This is a genomic window from Klebsiella sp. CTHL.F3a, from assembly GCF_019890895.1.
Classification (GTDB): domain Bacteria; phylum Pseudomonadota; class Gammaproteobacteria; order Enterobacterales; family Enterobacteriaceae; genus Klebsiella; species Klebsiella grimontii.
Genome location: NZ_CP082360.1, coordinates 3762279 through 3777155, shown reverse-complemented (window position 1 = coordinate 3777155; position 14877 = coordinate 3762279). Strand labels below are relative to the sequence as shown.

Annotated in this window: 13 protein-coding genes and 1 tRNA gene; 5 read left to right on the top strand and 9 right to left on the bottom strand. The window is 58.6% G+C overall.

The genetic code is table 11. From position 1 onward, the window contains the following. The first annotated feature begins 219 nt into the window (after nt 1-219). Complete coding sequence (locus K7H21_RS17820) at nt 220-1848, top strand: ABC transporter substrate-binding protein (RefSeq protein ID WP_087828862.1); 1629 nt, start codon at nt 220-222, stop codon at nt 1846-1848. Nucleotides 1849-1989: 141 nt separating this feature from the next. Beyond that, nucleotides 1990-2077: transfer RNA gene (locus K7H21_RS17815), tRNA-Ser, on the top strand. A gap of 123 nt (nt 2078-2200) precedes the next feature. Here the strand turns inward: K7H21_RS17815 and K7H21_RS17810 are convergent. Further along, nucleotides 2201-3409: a pyridoxal phosphate-dependent aminotransferase gene (locus K7H21_RS17810; RefSeq protein WP_142480727.1), complete on the bottom strand. Its 1209-nt coding sequence runs from the start codon at nt 3407-3409 to the stop codon at nt 2201-2203. A 68-nt stretch (nt 3410-3477) separates the two neighbouring features. On the opposite strand from K7H21_RS17810, the gene K7H21_RS17805 reads away from it, so the two are divergent. Beyond that, nucleotides 3478-4575 carry a glutamine amidotransferase-related protein gene (locus K7H21_RS17805; RefSeq protein WP_139529375.1) on the top strand — a complete coding sequence of 366 codons (1098 nt, stop codon included), beginning with the start codon at nt 3478-3480 and terminating at the stop codon, nt 4573-4575. Here the strand turns inward: K7H21_RS17805 and K7H21_RS17800 are convergent. The 7 genes from K7H21_RS17800 to K7H21_RS17770 are packed head-to-tail and all read right to left on the bottom strand — an operon-like array spanning nt 4559 to nt 11238. Then, the gene (locus K7H21_RS17800) at nt 4559-5482 is read right to left on the bottom strand and encodes a dihydrodipicolinate synthase family protein (protein ID WP_142480728.1); all 924 of its coding nucleotides are present in this window, start codon (nt 5480-5482) and stop codon (nt 4559-4561) included. The genes K7H21_RS17805 and K7H21_RS17800 overlap by 17 nt on opposite strands. A 10-nt stretch (nt 5483-5492) precedes the next feature. After that, nucleotides 5493-6662, bottom strand: a complete 1170-nt coding sequence (locus tag K7H21_RS17795) for a M24 family metallopeptidase (RefSeq protein WP_004131067.1) — start codon at nt 6660-6662, stop codon at nt 5493-5495. Then, complete coding sequence (locus K7H21_RS17790) at nt 6649-7749, bottom strand: mandelate racemase/muconate lactonizing enzyme family protein (RefSeq protein ID WP_004131069.1); 1101 nt, start codon at nt 7747-7749, stop codon at nt 6649-6651. The genes K7H21_RS17795 and K7H21_RS17790 overlap by 14 nt, the downstream gene beginning before the upstream one ends. Beyond that, nucleotides 7746-8921 (bottom strand): M20 family metallopeptidase, encoded by a 1176-nt coding sequence (locus K7H21_RS17785; RefSeq protein ID WP_049112764.1) that lies wholly within the window; start codon nt 8919-8921, stop codon nt 7746-7748. The genes K7H21_RS17790 and K7H21_RS17785 overlap by 4 nt, the downstream gene beginning before the upstream one ends. 13 nt (nt 8922-8934) lie before the next feature. Continuing rightward, nucleotides 8935-9675, bottom strand: a complete 741-nt coding sequence (locus K7H21_RS17780) for an amino acid ABC transporter ATP-binding protein (protein WP_004131073.1) — start codon at nt 9673-9675, stop codon at nt 8935-8937. Further along, on the bottom strand, nt 9672-10397 hold the full coding sequence (locus K7H21_RS17775) for an amino acid ABC transporter permease (RefSeq protein ID WP_004131075.1): 726 nt from the start codon (nt 10395-10397) through the stop codon (nt 9672-9674). Before K7H21_RS17775 ends, K7H21_RS17780 begins: the two co-directional genes overlap by 4 nt. Before the next feature lie 28 nt (nt 10398-10425). Further along, nucleotides 10426-11238 carry an ABC transporter substrate-binding protein gene (locus K7H21_RS17770; RefSeq protein ID WP_004131076.1) on the bottom strand — a complete coding sequence of 271 codons (813 nt, stop codon included), beginning with the start codon at nt 11236-11238 and terminating at the stop codon, nt 10426-10428. Nucleotides 11239-11429: 191 nt separating this feature from the next. Here K7H21_RS17770 and K7H21_RS17765 point away from each other — a divergent pair, with 191 nt between their 5' ends. Next, complete coding sequence (locus K7H21_RS17765; protein ID WP_004131078.1) at nt 11430-12326, top strand: GntR family transcriptional regulator; 897 nt, start codon at nt 11430-11432, stop codon at nt 12324-12326. A gap of 51 nt (nt 12327-12377) precedes the next feature. Continuing rightward, nucleotides 12378-13163, top strand: a complete 786-nt coding sequence (locus tag K7H21_RS17760) for an SDR family oxidoreductase (protein WP_154902543.1) — start codon at nt 12378-12380, stop codon at nt 13161-13163. A 164-nt stretch (nt 13164-13327) separates the two neighbouring features. Here K7H21_RS17760 and K7H21_RS17755 read toward each other — a convergent pair whose 3' ends face one another. Continuing rightward, nucleotides 13328-14764 carry a DHA2 family efflux MFS transporter permease subunit gene (locus tag K7H21_RS17755; protein ID WP_223035904.1) on the bottom strand — a complete coding sequence of 479 codons (1437 nt, stop codon included), beginning with the start codon at nt 14762-14764 and terminating at the stop codon, nt 13328-13330. Between the last annotated feature and the right edge of the window lie 113 nt (nt 14765-14877).

Genomic DNA, 14877 nt, shown 5'->3' with positions numbered 1-14877 from the left:
TCAAGGCCGAAGCCATAGTGCTTTTACCCATCTTTACTCAAGGGCTACGGGCTGAATGCAGCATTTAATTCCAGAAAAACAAAAATACACAGTATGTTTGTTTGTTCGCCTTCGGAAGTCAGATCGAAATCTGATAACTCACTGAAAAATATTGCGTTATATCCATTCTGCGGCTAACTCTGGAGAGGGTACAAACGAAGCGTAACAAAGGCAAGGGATATGAAATCACAAAAATATAATCACATCACACGCGTACTACTGACCATCGGCCTGTTCTCCATGGCTATTCCGACGCTGGCCGCTCAGGTGCCGCCGGGAACGGTGCTGGCCGAGAAGCAGGAGCTGGTCAGAAATAACGGCAGCGAGCCGTCATCGCTGGATCCGCATAAAGTGGAAAGCGACGTTGAAAACAACATTATCAGCGATCTTTTCGAGGGGCTGGTCAGCGTATCGCCAACAGGAGAGATTGAGCCCCGGCTGGCGGAGAAGTGGGAGAATAAAGACAACACCGTCTGGACGTTCCACCTGCGCCCCGGAGTGACCTGGTCCGACGGTACGGCGATTACGGCGCAGGATATCGTCTGGAGCTGGCAGCGTCTGGTGTCGCCGCTTACTGCGTCCCCTTACGCGAGCTACCCCGGCAATATGCATATCGTCAACGGCGCAGAGATAGCGCAGGGCAAAAAAGCGCCCGAGACGCTGGGCGTCAAGGCGCTGGATGATGCCACCCTTGTGGTGACCTTAACTCAGCCGAATGCCGCGTTTTTGGCGATGTTGGCGCACCCGTCTCTGGTTCCGCTCGATAAAGTGCTGATATCGCGCTACGGCGACAAGTGGACCAAACCGGAGCATATGGTGACCAGCGGGCCCTATAAGCTGTCGCAGTGGGTGGTGAATGAGCGCATTGTGGCCGAGCGCAATCCGCGCTACTGGGATAACGCGCATACGGTCATCAATAAGGTGACCTACCTGCCGATAAGTTCTGAAACCGCCGACGTCAACCGCTATAAGGCGGGAGAGATCGACATCGTGTATACGGTGCCGATTAATCAGTTTGCCCAGCTCAAAAAAACCATGGGCGATCAGCTGGATGTTTCACCGCAGCTGGCCACCTACTATTACGAATTCAACACCACCCGGCCGCCGTTTAACGACTCCCGCGTACGACGGGCGCTCAATATGGCTCTCGATAAAGACATTATCGCGGAGAAGGTGCTGGGGCAGGGACAGCGTCCGGCCTGGCTTATCAGCCAGCCTGACATCGGCGGGGTAGAGCTGCACAATCCCGAGTACGCCAACTGGCCGCGCGATAAGCGTATCGCCGAGGCGAAAAAGCTGCTGAGCGAGGCCGGGTATAACGAGTCACACCCGCTGGTCTTTAATCTGCTCTATAACACATCCGAATCTCACCAGCGAATTGCCATAGCCGCCAGCTCGATGTGGAAAAAGAATCTTGGCGTGGAGGCGAAGCTGCAAAACCAGGAGTGGAAGACCATGCTCGACACCATGCATACGCATAATTTTGACGCCGTGCGCTACGCGTGGATCGCTGACTACGACGATGCAGCGACGTTTCTCAACAACTTCCGCACCGGCGACAGTGAAAATACCAGCCAATACAGCAACCCGGCCTACGATGAGGCGCTGCGCAATGCGGCAAAAGCTTCTGACACGATGGCGCGGGGCAAGTTCTACCAGCAGGCGGAGGATTTGTTAGGGCAGGATGTCCCGGCGATTCCGGTCTACCACTATGTGCGCACCCATCTGGTCAAGCCATGGGTAGGCGGATTTACGCCGGATAAGCTGGGGTATTACTACAGCAAAGATATGTATATCAAAAAACATTAACCCGCAGAGGGCAGTTTGCGCTGAAAATCTGCGCAAACTGCCTGAATTTCAGACGAATAACGAGTTTTTGTTTAATTTTAAGGCAGTTGAATAAATTGGTGCTTTACAGCCGGAACAGAGGTGTTTATAGTGCGCCTCATTGGAAGCGTGGCCGAGCGGTTGAAGGCACCGGTCTTGAAAACCGGCGACCCGAAAGGGTTCTAGAGTTCGAATCTCTACGCTTCCGCCAAATATAAACCCCGAGCTATTAAATAGCTCGGGGTTTTTCGTTTTATACGCTTTCTGTTGCGCCATTATCCAGATTAAGCGTTGATGCAGCGCCCGCGTAGGTAAACGCTGCCTCAACCTGTCCCTAACGCAGCTGCGCGCAGGCTTCGGCAATCCGCTGACAGGCCAGCGTCAGCAGCCCTTCTTCTACCGCGTAGGCAATACGTAAATACCCCGGCATGCCGAACGCGGACCCGTGTAACACGGCCACCTGAGTGTGTTCTAACAGCCAGTTCGCCAGCCCGCTGTCGTCGTAGAGGGTTTCGCCGCCAGGGGTCACCCGCCCAATAAGCTGCTGGCAGTTGGCAAAGACATAGAATGCGCCCTGGGGGATGCCAGCGCTCAGGCCCTCGGTGGCGGCAATCATCCCCAGAACCTGCTGGCGACGTTTATCCAACCTGTGCAGCCAGCCGTCGAAGAAATCCGCCGAATGGTTAAGGGCCGCGACCGCCGCCGCCTGTGAAATACTGCTGGGATTGGACGTGCTTTGTGATTGCAGGATCTGCATGGCGGCAATCAGCCACTGCGGCCCACCCGCATAGCCCAGACGCCAGCCGGTCATGGCGTGGCTTTTGGACACGCCGTTCACCGTCAGCGTGCGCGAAACCAGCTGCGGCGCGGCCTGAGCAAACGTGGTGAACGGGGTATTGTCGTAACGCAGCGGCTCATAAATGTCGTCGGCCATCACCAGCACCTGCGGGTAGTCCGCCAGCACGTCTGCCAGCGCGCGCAGCTCCGGTTCGCTGTAAATCGCCCCGGTCGGGTTGCCCGGCGAATTGAGGATCAACCAGCGCGTTGACGGGGTGAGGGCTGCGGCCAGTTGTTCCGGCGTCAGCTTCCAGCCGTGTTGTTCATCACAGGGCACAATCACCGGTTCACCGTCGGCCAGAGAGACCATATCCGGGTAGGAGACCCAGTAGGGGGCGGGAATAATCACCTGCTGCCCGACGTCCAGGGTTGCCAGAAAGGCATTGAAAATGAGCTGCTTGGCGCCGCTCCCGGCGATGATCTCCTCCGGGCGGTAGTGCAGCTGGTTGTCGCGCGCGAACTTGGCGGCAATCGCCGACTTTAACGCTGCGGTGCCGGAAACGGCGGTATACTTAGTCTGGTGATGTACGATAGCTTCAATGCCCGCATAGCTAATATGGGGCGGGGTAGCAAAATCCAGTTCCCCTTCGCCCAGGTTGATGACCTGCTTGCCTGCGGCTTCCAGTACCCGTACCTGGTCAGAAATGGCCGCGGTTGGAGAAGGCCGTACGGATCGCATACGACGGGCGATTTGACTGTTATTCATAAATCCTCTTTTGTATCTAATGATTCAATTAATACAATTAGGTACCCAACATCAGCAGGAAACTCGGCGTGTCACCGATCTATATTCTCGATAACAGCTCCGCCCCCGCCCGCTACGGTATCACCGCCAGCCTGTGGGCCAATCGTCTTGGGTTGCCCCTATGGAGCCTTCGCCCCAACTTCGCCGGGGATGTGCCCGATAGCCACCAGCACGTTATTCGTGCAGGGTACTGCGTGACCAGCGGCCTCTGGCGCAGCGATACGCTGCGTGAAGAGGTGCACGATATCGCCCGCCTGCCGTCATCAGACGTCGTCATTGTGCTGGCGTCCTCGCAGGCGTCGCTTATCGCCGACCTGCCGGGCCAGCGGCTTTACAGCGATGACAGCCGCCATCGCCTGACGCTAAGCGACGGGCAACACACGCTGTTAGATCTCACCGCCGACCGCTATGGCCGCTGGGATAGCGGCGTGTCGTCGTCTGCCGGCGCGTCCTTGCGCATCGCGTTGATTGGCCGCGAGGCGGATCACCGTCTGGTCTATCCCGCCACGCTCGGCTCACTGGGCGATGCGGCGGCGTCCCTGGGGCTGAACCTTGATGTCCATTTCTTCGCGCCGGTCAGTCTGTCCGCTGGGTTACACGAACTTCACCTCTTCCAGGGCGTAGTGCTGCCAGGCGGTTCGTCCATGGCGGCGGTCAACGGACAAATTCGCGTGGCGGAAGATACGCTTACCCGCGGTCAGCCAACGCTGGGGCTGTGCCTGGGAATGCAGAGCATGATGACCGCAGCCGTGCGCCGTAGCCCGGGTTTCGAATCGGCCATTCCCGCGGAAGTCGCCCCCGATGAAGCTCTGCACAGCTTTGTTCCCTTTGCCGATGGCCGTCACCGCTGCGGCGTATTTCCTTTTTCCTCGGGGCTTATCCCCGGCGATATCCGCGAAATGCACTACAACCATCGCTACTGCTTTAACCCCGACTTATTGCCAGCGCTGTCTCCCGGCGGGGTCCGCGTGAGCGCGCAAAGCGACGGTATAGTGGAGGCCGTTTCCCAGCCTGAGCTGCCGTTCTGGCACGGAGTTCAGGGGCATCCGGAACTGATGTCCCGCCCGGATGCGCCCCATCCGCTGTTCGTCGCCTTCCTACAGGCGGCGCTTAACGCGCCAGCGTAACTCCGCTGCGACGATCGCTGGCAAGCGCCTGCATGACGCGGGTCAGCTCTGCCAGCGCCGCGTCGCCGATCGGTTTTAACGGTGCGCGTACGGTGCCGCCGTTAAAGCCGCGCAGCGCCATCGCCGCTTTCACCAGCTGTGGCTGCCCGTATTTGCGCGCCAGCGCTCGATACGCGTACCACAGCTGATGCAAATCGCGGGCGGTGGCGGCATCGCCCTGTTCCACGGCGCGGAAGGTATTGACGATCAGCTCCGGCAGCGCGCCGCTGTTGGTCGTGCTGATGCCATCAAACCCGGCCATCATCGGTCCGAGGAAAGCCAGATCGGAGGCGCAGAACAAACGCAAACGCCCGCGCAGGCGGTTGGCAATCTGGTCGATGGCGGTGGGGTTGAGATCGCCCTGTTTGATGCCGACCACGTTCGGGATCTCTGCCAGCCGTTCCAGCAGCGCCGGGGAGAGGGTAATGCCGATACCCGGCGCGTTGTACACCAGAATGCCGGTTTTAGATAACGGTGCCATCTCATTGAAGTAGCTGACGATCTGTTCGTCAGTGATTTCGCTAACAAAGGGCGCGGTGACCATCGGCAGGCCACCCAGCTCGCTTGCCAGAACGGTCAGCTCGCGGGCGTCGCGCGGATCGGAACTGGCGCTGCATAGCATCACCGCCACGCGGTCATCCACGCAGGCCATCACTTCATGAAACAGTTCGCGGCGTTCTTCGACGGTCATTACCGGGAACTCGCCGTAGGTGCCGCCAATCAGCAGGCCGTCATAGCCCAGACCAATCACGCGTTCGATGTTTTCACGCAACGCCGGGTAGTTGATCGCGCCGCTGGCGTCGAACGGGGTGACGGTAATGTTGAAAATACCGCGCAGGCGTTCACGGCACTCATTGATATCTTTCATCTTTCTTTCCTTACAGTAGTGTTAATGGGCGAGCCAGGGAACCCAGCTGGCGATATCCGGTTTCAGTCACCACCACGGTTTCGCTGACGCCGACGGTGAATTGACCGTAGATACGCAGGGCCGGCGGGATGTGGAAGGTCATGCCAGGCTGCAGCTCGGTGGTGACGCCGCTGTACAGGCTGAGAATGCCGCCTTCGCCCCAGTCCGGCGCGAAGGCGATACCGATGGCGTAACCGGTGCGTTTTTTGAAGTTTTCGGTGAATCCGGCGCGGTCGATCACCTTCTGGCAGGCCAGGTGCGGCGCTTCGCAGGTGGCGCCCGGACGAATGGCGTCGAGGGCGGCCTGCAGGGCTTCCTGACAAACTTTTTCCATTTCGATGGCGATAGCGGGCGGGCGGCCCAGCCAGGCGGAGCGCATCATCGCGGCGTGGTAGCGATCGTGGGCGGCGGACATCTCCAGGAAGACCGGGTCGTTATCCTGCATCACCCGACGTCGCCATGTGCCGTGCGGCACGCCGCTGCGCGGGCCGGTCGAGACCAGCGGTTCCATGCCGACATACTCGGAACCGGCGGCAATGGCGGCCCCCATCATCGCCGAGACCAGCGCGTTTTCGTCTGCGCCGCTGCGAATCGCCGCCATTCCGGCGCGCATACCCGCATCGACATAGCGCGCCGCGGCGGCGATTTTTTCCACCTCTGCAGCCGATTTCACCGCGCGCAGCGGTTCGATGACGCCAGCCGTATCGGCAATAGCGCCGAGCTTCGCCTGCAGGGCTTCATAGACGGCAATCGGCAGGAACCAGCCGCGTTTATCCAGCCCAATGCGCTTATTGAGCCAGCCGCGCTGTTGCAGCATGCCCACCAGAAAATCCACCGGGTTATCGCCATCCTGGTAGATGGCGGCGTCTGAAATAAAGGTGTTGGCGATAAAGTTAAAGTATTCGAGCTGGCGAATCACAAAGACCGGATCCCCTTCTACCGGCAGCAGCAGCGCCTGAAAGGTGTAATAGCCCGGCGTTTGCTGACCGGTAAGCCAGAAAATGTTTTCCGGTCCGGTAACAATCATCACGTCCACGCCCGCGCGGCTTAAGCGTTCGCGGGTACGTCGAATGCGCTGCGCATATTCGTCGGCGCGAAAGGCGGACTCGCTGCCCTGAATCACATTGTTAACATCTTGCATCGTTAAACTCCTGGAGTAAGTTGGCCCGCGCGGCATCGAACTGCACGCCCAGACCGGGAGAGTCGTTAACGGCGACCATGCCATTGCGGTATTCCAGCCCGCAGACGGGATCGTCGGTTAATCCATCGGCGCCATACAGTTCGGCAAATGCCGGTTGCACCACACGGCACAGCTGGAGCGCGGCGGCGGTGGCGGCATGGCCTTCATTCATCTGACCAATCATGAACGGCACGTCGGCGAGCCGCAGACGGTTGGCGGCGACAAGCGTCGGAGCGAGGCCACCCAATTTCACCAGCTTGAGATGCCCCCATAGCGCGCCTTTGGCAGCAATCAGCCGGGTAATGGCTGCGTCGCTATTGAGGCTTTCGTCGAGCATGATCGGGATGCCGTAACCGTACAGTTCCGCAAGCTGGCTGTCGTATACCGGGCTTAACGGCTGTTCGATATAGCTAAGATTCAGCTCTTGCAGAGAGGGGAACGCCGCGTGAGCCTGCGCCAGCGACCATTGGCCGTTGACGTCAATTGCCAGCGAAATCTGCTGGCCAAACCGCAGACGCAGCCTTTGCAGGCGGGCCAGGTCGGTGGCGAAATCCGCTACGCCCGTGCGTAACTTCAGCTCGGTGAAACCGCGATCGACATAGCGCTGCGCCTGCTCCAGCATCCGCGACTCGCTGCTCCAGAACAGGGTTTGATTGGTGCGCCAGGCGGGCAGGCCCGCTTGCGCCCCCAGCCAGGCGGCAACGCTTACTCCCTCCTGCCGCGCCAGCAGATCGTGCAATGCCATATCCAGCACCATGCGTGACGGCGGCAGCAGCGTGTGGTCCTCATCATCCAGCGCGGCAAGTAGCGCCGCGGGCTGCCGGCGCCAGTCCCAACGGCTGAGGATTTGAAGCAGGTTGTTCAGCACCTGCTCTTCGCTATAGCCATGCAGGTAGCGAATATTGAGCCGTACTTCGCCAACCCCCGTCACGCCCTGGTCTTCCAGACGCAGCCAGACCGTGTCGAGCGCCGTCACCGGGCCAGAGGCGGCGGTATGCAGCGTCACACCGGTATAATGCAGCTCTCCCCGAAAGAGCTGCGCTTTCATAAACCGGGCTCCGGCGGCAGCATGGCGAGCGCAATATCGAGATAGATATCTGCCGCGGCGATAAACTCATCGACGGGGACGAATTCATCGGGCTTGTGCGCCACGGCCAGTGAGCCGGGGCCAATGACCACGCCCTTTGCGCCCAGCGAACGGAAATGCACCAGATCGCAGCCGCCCTGAAAACCAAACGGGCCAGGCTCGCTCTGTCCGTGACGGCGACAGGCGGCAAGGCTTTGCTCGACAATGGCTTCGCTGCTGTCGGTTTGCGTCGCGCCACCGGTGGTGGGCTGCCAGGCGATAATTTCGGCTTCCACGCCCGCATGAGCGTACGCGTGGTCGAGTAGCTGTTGCAGTTCGGCCTTGACGACCTCTTCGTCTTCACCCGGGACCATGCGGCGGTCAAGCAGTAGCTCACAGCTGTCGGGCACCACGTTGTCCGCATGCCCGCCGTGGATGCGGGTCACCGTCAGGCTGGCGTTACCGACCAGATCGTGGCAGCGGCAACGCACCTGCTGGTGGTGGGCCTCTTCAATCAGCCCTAAAAGGCGCGCGGACTGGTAAATGGCGTTAACCCCCAGCTCCGGCGTGCCGGAGTGCGCGGTGACGCCTTTTACCCGCACGCGAGGACGCAAGCTGCCTTTGTGAGCGGAGAAGGTCGCATTCGATGTCGGCTCGCCAATCACCGCGAAATCAATCGCCGGTGGGTTATCACGTACGTAGAATTTCGCCCCTTCGCTGGCGACCTCTTCATCGGCGGTGAACACGCCCATCAGCGTGCCGGACCAGCGCTGACGGTTGGCGGCCAGCCAACGCAGGGCTTCAACCATCGCCACCAGTGGGCCTTTGGCATCGCAGGCGCCGCGCCCGTACAGGCGCCCATCGCGCTCGGCGAGCGTGAAGGGATCGCTGGTCCAGCCGCTGCCCGCCGGAACGGTGTCGATATGGGTGTTAAAGGCGAAGCACGGCCCCGGTCCATTGTGCAGGACGGCGATAACGTTGGTCCGCCCCGGCGCGTATTCGCTAAAGGAGAGGTCGAATCCGGCGGTCAGCAGCCAGCCTTCCAGACATTCGGCGGCTTCACGCTCATGGCCCGGCGGATTCTCCGTATTGATGGCAACCAGCGTCGCTAAGTCTTTTTTCATACGCGCGCTGTCAACCTGGTAACTGGACATAGGAACTCCGTGGTTAATGTAATATTTGCGTCAGGAAGCGCTGCGCGCGGTCGCTGACGTGGCCGGCGAAGAAATCGCTGGTGCTGGCGCGATCGATAATTTCGCCGTTTTCCATAAAAAGAATGTTGTTAGCGGCCCGGCGGGCGAAGCCCATTTCATGGGTCACCACCATGCTGGTCATTCCTTCTGCGCTGAGCTCTGCCATCACTTCCAGCACCTCGCGGATCATCTCCGGGTCGAGGGCTGACGTGGGTTCGTCGTAGAGCATCAGCTCGGGCTTCATCGCCAGGGCTCGGGCAATCGCCACGCGTTGCTGCTGGCCGCCGGAGAGCTCGTCCGGAAAGTGGTCCGCGCGTTCGTTGATGCGCACCTTCGCCAACAGGTTGTCCGCCAGCGTGCGGGCATCAATGCGGTTCATCCCCAGCACCGTCATCGGGGCCAGCATGATGTTTTCCGCCGCCGTCAGGTGCGAGAACAGCTCGTAGTTCTGGAACACCATGCCAATACGCTGCCGCAGTTTGTGCACCGGCACTTCGCCGCGGCTGATGTGCTGGCTGGCGAAGAACACGTCGCCGCTGTCGGCAGGGGAGAGCATGTTGACGCAGCGTAGCAGGGTGGATTTCCCCGAGCCCGATGGCCCAATCAGTACCACGGTTTCCCCGCGCTGCACCTCAAGTGAGCAGTTCTTGAGCACGGTCTGGCGGCCAAAAGTCTTATCAATGCCGATCATCTCCAGCAGCGGTTTCTCGCTCATGGTTCCTCCCGGGCGGGTTTTGGTAATTTAAACAGGCGGTTCAGCCGCTTCTGGCTTTTGCTGCGGCGCTGTTTGGGATCCAGCACGCTTTCCAGCCACGACTGGAAGACCATAAACAGGCTGGTGAGCAGCAGGTAATAGATGCCTGCGGCGCATAGCGCTTCGAAGTAGCGGAAGCTGGCGCTGGCGGTCTGGTTGGCGACCAGCAGCAGTTCCTGAACAGCGATAACCGAGACCAGCGCGCTCGATTTCAGCATGCTGATCATCTGGTTACCCATCGGTGGCAGAACGATGCGTGCGGCCTGAGGCAGCACGATTTTTCGCATGATCTGCCCGTTGGTCATACCGAGCGCCATGCCGGCGGTGCGCTGGCCGCTTTTTACGGCCTGCAGGCCAGAGCGCAGAATTTCCGCCATGTAGGCGCCTTCATTAAGCGAAAGCGCCAGCACTGCGCAGGTAAATGCGGAGAAGCGTAAGCCGAAGCCTGGCAGCACGTTGTAGACAAAGATTATCTGGAACAGCACCGGCGTCCCGCGAAACAGCCACAGGTAGAAAAAGGCCAGCCCTTTCCCGGCGCGAAACGGCGCTTCCTGCAATAGCGCCAACACCAGGCCCAGCACCACGCCACACAACAGTGAGCAGAGGGTAATCAGTAGCGTCATCCAGGCACCCTGAATAAACTCGGGTGAGAGGAAGTACTGCCACATAAGTTCGATCGACATAGCGTTCTCCGGTTAATGGCGAGACGGGTTAGAAAAGAGCAACGGAATCAGGGAAGTTCCATTTCTGTATCAGTTGCTTGTAGGTGCCATTTTTGACGAGGCCCTGGAGACCTTTTTCCAGCAGAGCCTGGGTTTCGCTATCGCCTTTACGCACGGCAAACGCGATGTGGGTATCTGCCTCGAACTCATCGCCAACCGCTTCGAACATGCCCGCTTTTTCGGTTAGCAGGGCGACGGTCCCCGGCGTGGAGAGGAATTCAGCATCGGCGCGGCCCTGGGAGACGGCAACGGCGGAGTCGGTAGCGGCGGGGAAGGTCATGACGTTAATGGCCGGTTTTTTGGCGTCCAGACAGCGCTGGTTGTCTGCCCGGGCCTGGCTCTCTTCGATCCCCCCGAGCGTTACGGCGATATTTTTACCGCAGAGGCTCAGGTCGCGTCCGGTGATTTTTGCCGGATTACCTTTGCTCACCACCACGCGGCTGCCGATCTTCAGGTAGGGCACGAAGTCGACCTGCGCGGCACGGGTCGGGTTGACGTACATGGCGGAGTTGATGATATCGAGGCGTTTCCCTTGCAGTGCTGGGATAAGCCCTTTGAACTCCATCGGCATCGGCGCAGGCGTCAGCCGGATCTCTTTGCTTAGCGCGTTAATCAGGTCGATATCGAAGCCGGTGAGCTTGCCCTCTTTCACAAATTCAAAAGGCATAAACGTCGCCGCCGTGCCGTAGGTCAACTTGCCCGGGGCGATGGTTTCCACCGCAGCATGGCCCACCAGCGGGAGGGCGGTCAGCGCGAACATCAAGGTACGCACGTGGCGAAACAGTAAAGAATTGCTGGACATAGTCGTCTCCTGGTTAAGGTCTAAATTGAATTTAATGTGTCAATAAATACAATTGTACATGTGAAGAAAGCGTCTCATCCTGGTGCATATTGCACGTTAATCGTGCAGTCCTTGCTTTGTTTTGCTGCAATTTGTTGTGCATGATATTGTATATATCGACCACAACAATGCATTTCAGGGAAGCGTTCTCCATGCAGCCTGACTCCACTGCGAGCAGTCGCCGGATAGCCCGGCAAATACTCGACCTGATATCTGAAGCAAAATTCGATCCAGGTCATCATTTACGCGAGCAACATCTTGCCGATGCACTGGGGGTTTCGCGTACGCCGGTGCGCGCCGGGTTAAAAGAACTGACCCGAATGGGGGCGGTTGAAGCGCGTCCAAACCAGGGATTTTTCCTGCTTAAACGCAGCAATGAGCTGGAGCTGCTGGAGATTGAGCAGTCCAAGAGCAATGACCAGAAGCTCTACGAACAGCTGGTCCATGACCGTATTGCGGGCGTGCTGCCTGAATCGTTTACCCAGACTGAAATCAGCCAGCGCTATGAAGTCGATCGCGGTGTGCTGACCCGTACACTGGTGAAGCTATCGGAGGATGGTCTGATTGCGCGTAATGCGGGGCACGGCTGGCGCTTCCTGCAAACCCTCAACTCTGATGTCGCCCTGCGCAACAGCTACGGTTTTCGCCTGATGATTGAACCGACGGCGCTGCTGACACCTAACCTGCATGTTGACAGGCAGATGCTTAAACGTCTGCGCGCCCAGCATCTGCGCCTTATTACCCACCCGGACATTACGCAGGTTCCGGCAAAAGAGATTTTCGAAACCGACGCTGCATTCCACGAGTTGCTGGCGGAAGCCAGCGGCAATCTGTTTGTGCTACAGGCTATCCAGCAACAAAACCGGCTGCGCCGTTTGCTGGAATTTGGCAGCTATCACAATAAGCGCCGCGTAAAAGAGTGGTGCGAAGAGCACGTTGCTATCATCGATGCCCTGCGAGAGAACAAGCAGGAACAGGCGGCGGAATTGATGAGAAAACACCTGCAATACGCGTTTGACCAGGTCAATGTCAAAAACGGTCGCGCATAGCTGGCATCGCTCTTGCACATATTGCTTCTGAAAATACAATCAGGAGCATTTATGGATTTGCAGATACAACAACGAGTGGCGCTGGTGTGCGGGGCCGGAAGCGGACTTGGGCAGGCTATTGCCCTTTCGCTGGCGCAGGAAGGCGTGAGAGTGGCGGTCACCGGCCGCAATGCTGATAAACTGGCGCAAACGGTGGAGCGTATTACCCAGACGGGCGGCACTGCCCGCGCCTGGCCTTTGGATCTGGCCGCCCCGGAGCGGTTCGATACGGTGATTGCCGATATTCGCCAGCAGTGGGGCGATATCGATATTCTGGTCAATAATTCCGGTGGCCCGCCGCCCGCATCGGCGCAGGGGACAGGTGGCGCAGTCTGGCAACAGCAGTTTTCAGTGATGGTCGCCTCGTTGATTCAGCTCACCGATAAACTCCTGCCCGCCATGCGCAGCCGCGGCTGGGGACGCATTATTACCACCACGTCATCCGGCGTGATTACCCCCATTCCTGGCCTCGCCCTGTCGAACGCGCTGCGCATGAGCCTGCTCGGCTGGTCGAAAACTCTCGCCAGTGAAGTGGCTGGCGACGGCGTGACGGTGAATGTGATGGTGCCAGGGCGCATCGCCACCGACCGCGTGGGGCAGCTGGACGCACTCACGGCGCAACGGGAAAACAGCAGTGCGGAAGCGGTCGCCGAAAAGAGTCGTATGAGCATTCCGGCCGGGCGCTACGGTGAACCGCAGGAGTACGGCGCCGCCGCTGCGTTTCTGGCAAGCCAGCCTGCCAGCTACATTACCGGGGCGGTGATTCGGGTTGATGGCGGATTGATCGGCGCGATTTAGTCACGGAGAATGCGTCATGCCGGTCGGTTTCGCAGCGGACCGGCATGACGGCTTATCAGCCGCTCTGAATTGTTTATTTTGCAGGCAACGAAGTCCATCTCTAAAAATTTAACCCGCAGGTGTTGGGATCGGGTCTGAATACGATAAATTTTCTGATTAAACTTTTATTCTTCCTGCGTTGTTAAAGCGGAATGATTCACCATAAAAAATGCGCAAAGCGCGAGCATTACGGCCCCAGCGGTAAGTATCCATCCGGCGTGGTGAAAGGCGGTTAAGCTCCCATTAGTCGGAGCGAATTGGAGGTAGCTCGCGGTAATCAATGCCGTTCCCGCCATCGCGCCAATACGCTGGAGGATGTTAAGAATAGGCGCGGCATCAGCGACATGACGGCTGCCAGCCATCGCCATGCCCGCTGCCATAGCGGGTACCGTCGCCAGGGCTAAACCGAACCCTCTGACGGCGATTGCGCCACCCACAAGCGTATAGTGACTCTCCGCATCAATCATCCCCAGCGGCAGGGTGGCAAATGCCGCGAGTAAGCCGCCCACGATCAGCACCGCGCGTGGCCCCAACTTATCAGAAAAGTAGCCTGCCACCGGAAATCCTATCGCCGAACCGATTAACTGAGGAGTAAGAAGCAAGCCCACTTCAGCCAGTGTTTTATGGCAAACGTCGCGGAAATATAAAGGAAGCAGGAACTGGCCGCCAAAATTCACCGCGCCGCCGATAGTCATCAATATGGCAGATAGAGCGAAGCCCCGATGTTTGAAAAGCCCGAGATGAAGTAAGGGGGATTCAATGCGCAAAGAGCGATAAATAAACAAGCAGGTGAACAGGGCGCCCACGCTGAGCATGATGGCGTTCCAGCCATATTTGCCGCTATTCAGGCTGAGCTCTTTCATGCCTTCCATCAGTATCGGCAGGCTGCAAAAGACCAGCGCCAGCCCCAGCCAGTCCAACGAGAGAGGCCTGTCATTTTTTATGGTCGGACGGGGAAGCAACTTCCATCCGGCAAGATAGGCACACAGGCAGAAGGGCACGGTGATCCAAAATAACCCTCGCCATCCGCAGCTTTCAAGCAGGAGTGCGCCAAGCGATGTCCCCAATAAGGGGGCAATGACGATGGCGACGCCAATCGTGCCAATGACCCGCCCCAGGCGTTCGCGTCCGACGACCAGACCAAGAATAGTTTGCCCCGCTGGTACGAGTAATCCGCCTGCCAGACCTTGCATTATCCTTGCGGCAAGCAGCACCTCGAAACGTGGGGAAAGGGCGCAAACTGCCGAGAAGATCGCAAATAACATCAGCCCATAGAGCCAAAGCTGCGTAGCGCCAAAGCGTCTGACGGCCCAGGCGCTCAGCGGAACGCCTGCCGCAAGGGCCATAAGATACGCTGTTGCTATCCATTGTATTGCCGAGTCCGGCACCCCCAGGCCGATGGCCATGGCGGACAGCGCCGCGCTGAGCATCGTTGATGAAAGCATGGTGGAAAAAGCTCCCAGCGTGATAATGGCTGCCTGCATCCACAACACTGGCGGTATGGCATTTGTCGGTCGCGGATGGGTTGTTTCCTTGACCAGCTTGTCTTGATGGATATTCATAAAAAGCCCCCTAACAGACGATAAGCGAAGAAATCTATCATTGATCAATTTATCTATCATTGATAGAGTAATTTGCATTAAAGTTTCCGTCAGGCGCCGGGGGCAGACAAAAT

Excerpts from the sequence above, each read along its gene's own strand:
- K7H21_RS17820 (WP_087828862.1), top strand. The coding sequence starts at position 220 with ATGAAATCACAAAAATATAATCACATCACACGCGTACTACTGACCATC.
- K7H21_RS17785 (WP_049112764.1), bottom strand. The coding sequence starts at position 8,921 with ATGTCCAGTTACCAGGTTGACAGCGCGCGTATGAAAAAAGACTTAGCG.
- K7H21_RS17760 (WP_154902543.1), top strand. The coding sequence starts at position 12,378 with ATGGATTTGCAGATACAACAACGAGTGGCGCTGGTGTGCGGGGCCGGA.
- K7H21_RS17790 (WP_004131069.1), bottom strand. The coding sequence starts at position 7,749 with ATGAAAGCGCAGCTCTTTCGGGGAGAGCTGCATTATACCGGTGTGACG.
- K7H21_RS17765 (WP_004131078.1), top strand. The coding sequence starts at position 11,430 with ATGCAGCCTGACTCCACTGCGAGCAGTCGCCGGATAGCCCGGCAAATA.
- K7H21_RS17770 (WP_004131076.1), bottom strand. The coding sequence starts at position 11,238 with ATGTCCAGCAATTCTTTACTGTTTCGCCACGTGCGTACCTTGATGTTC.
- K7H21_RS17775 (WP_004131075.1), bottom strand. The coding sequence starts at position 10,397 with ATGTCGATCGAACTTATGTGGCAGTACTTCCTCTCACCCGAGTTTATT.
- K7H21_RS17755 (WP_223035904.1), bottom strand. The coding sequence starts at position 14,764 with ATGAATATCCATCAAGACAAGCTGGTCAAGGAAACAACCCATCCGCGA.
- K7H21_RS17810 (WP_142480727.1), bottom strand. The coding sequence starts at position 3,409 with ATGAATAACAGTCAAATCGCCCGTCGTATGCGATCCGTACGGCCTTCT.
- K7H21_RS17780 (WP_004131073.1), bottom strand. The coding sequence starts at position 9,675 with ATGAGCGAGAAACCGCTGCTGGAGATGATCGGCATTGATAAGACTTTT.
- K7H21_RS17800 (WP_142480728.1), bottom strand. The coding sequence starts at position 5,482 with ATGAAAGATATCAATGAGTGCCGTGAACGCCTGCGCGGTATTTTCAAC.
- K7H21_RS17795 (WP_004131067.1), bottom strand. The coding sequence starts at position 6,662 with ATGCAAGATGTTAACAATGTGATTCAGGGCAGCGAGTCCGCCTTTCGC.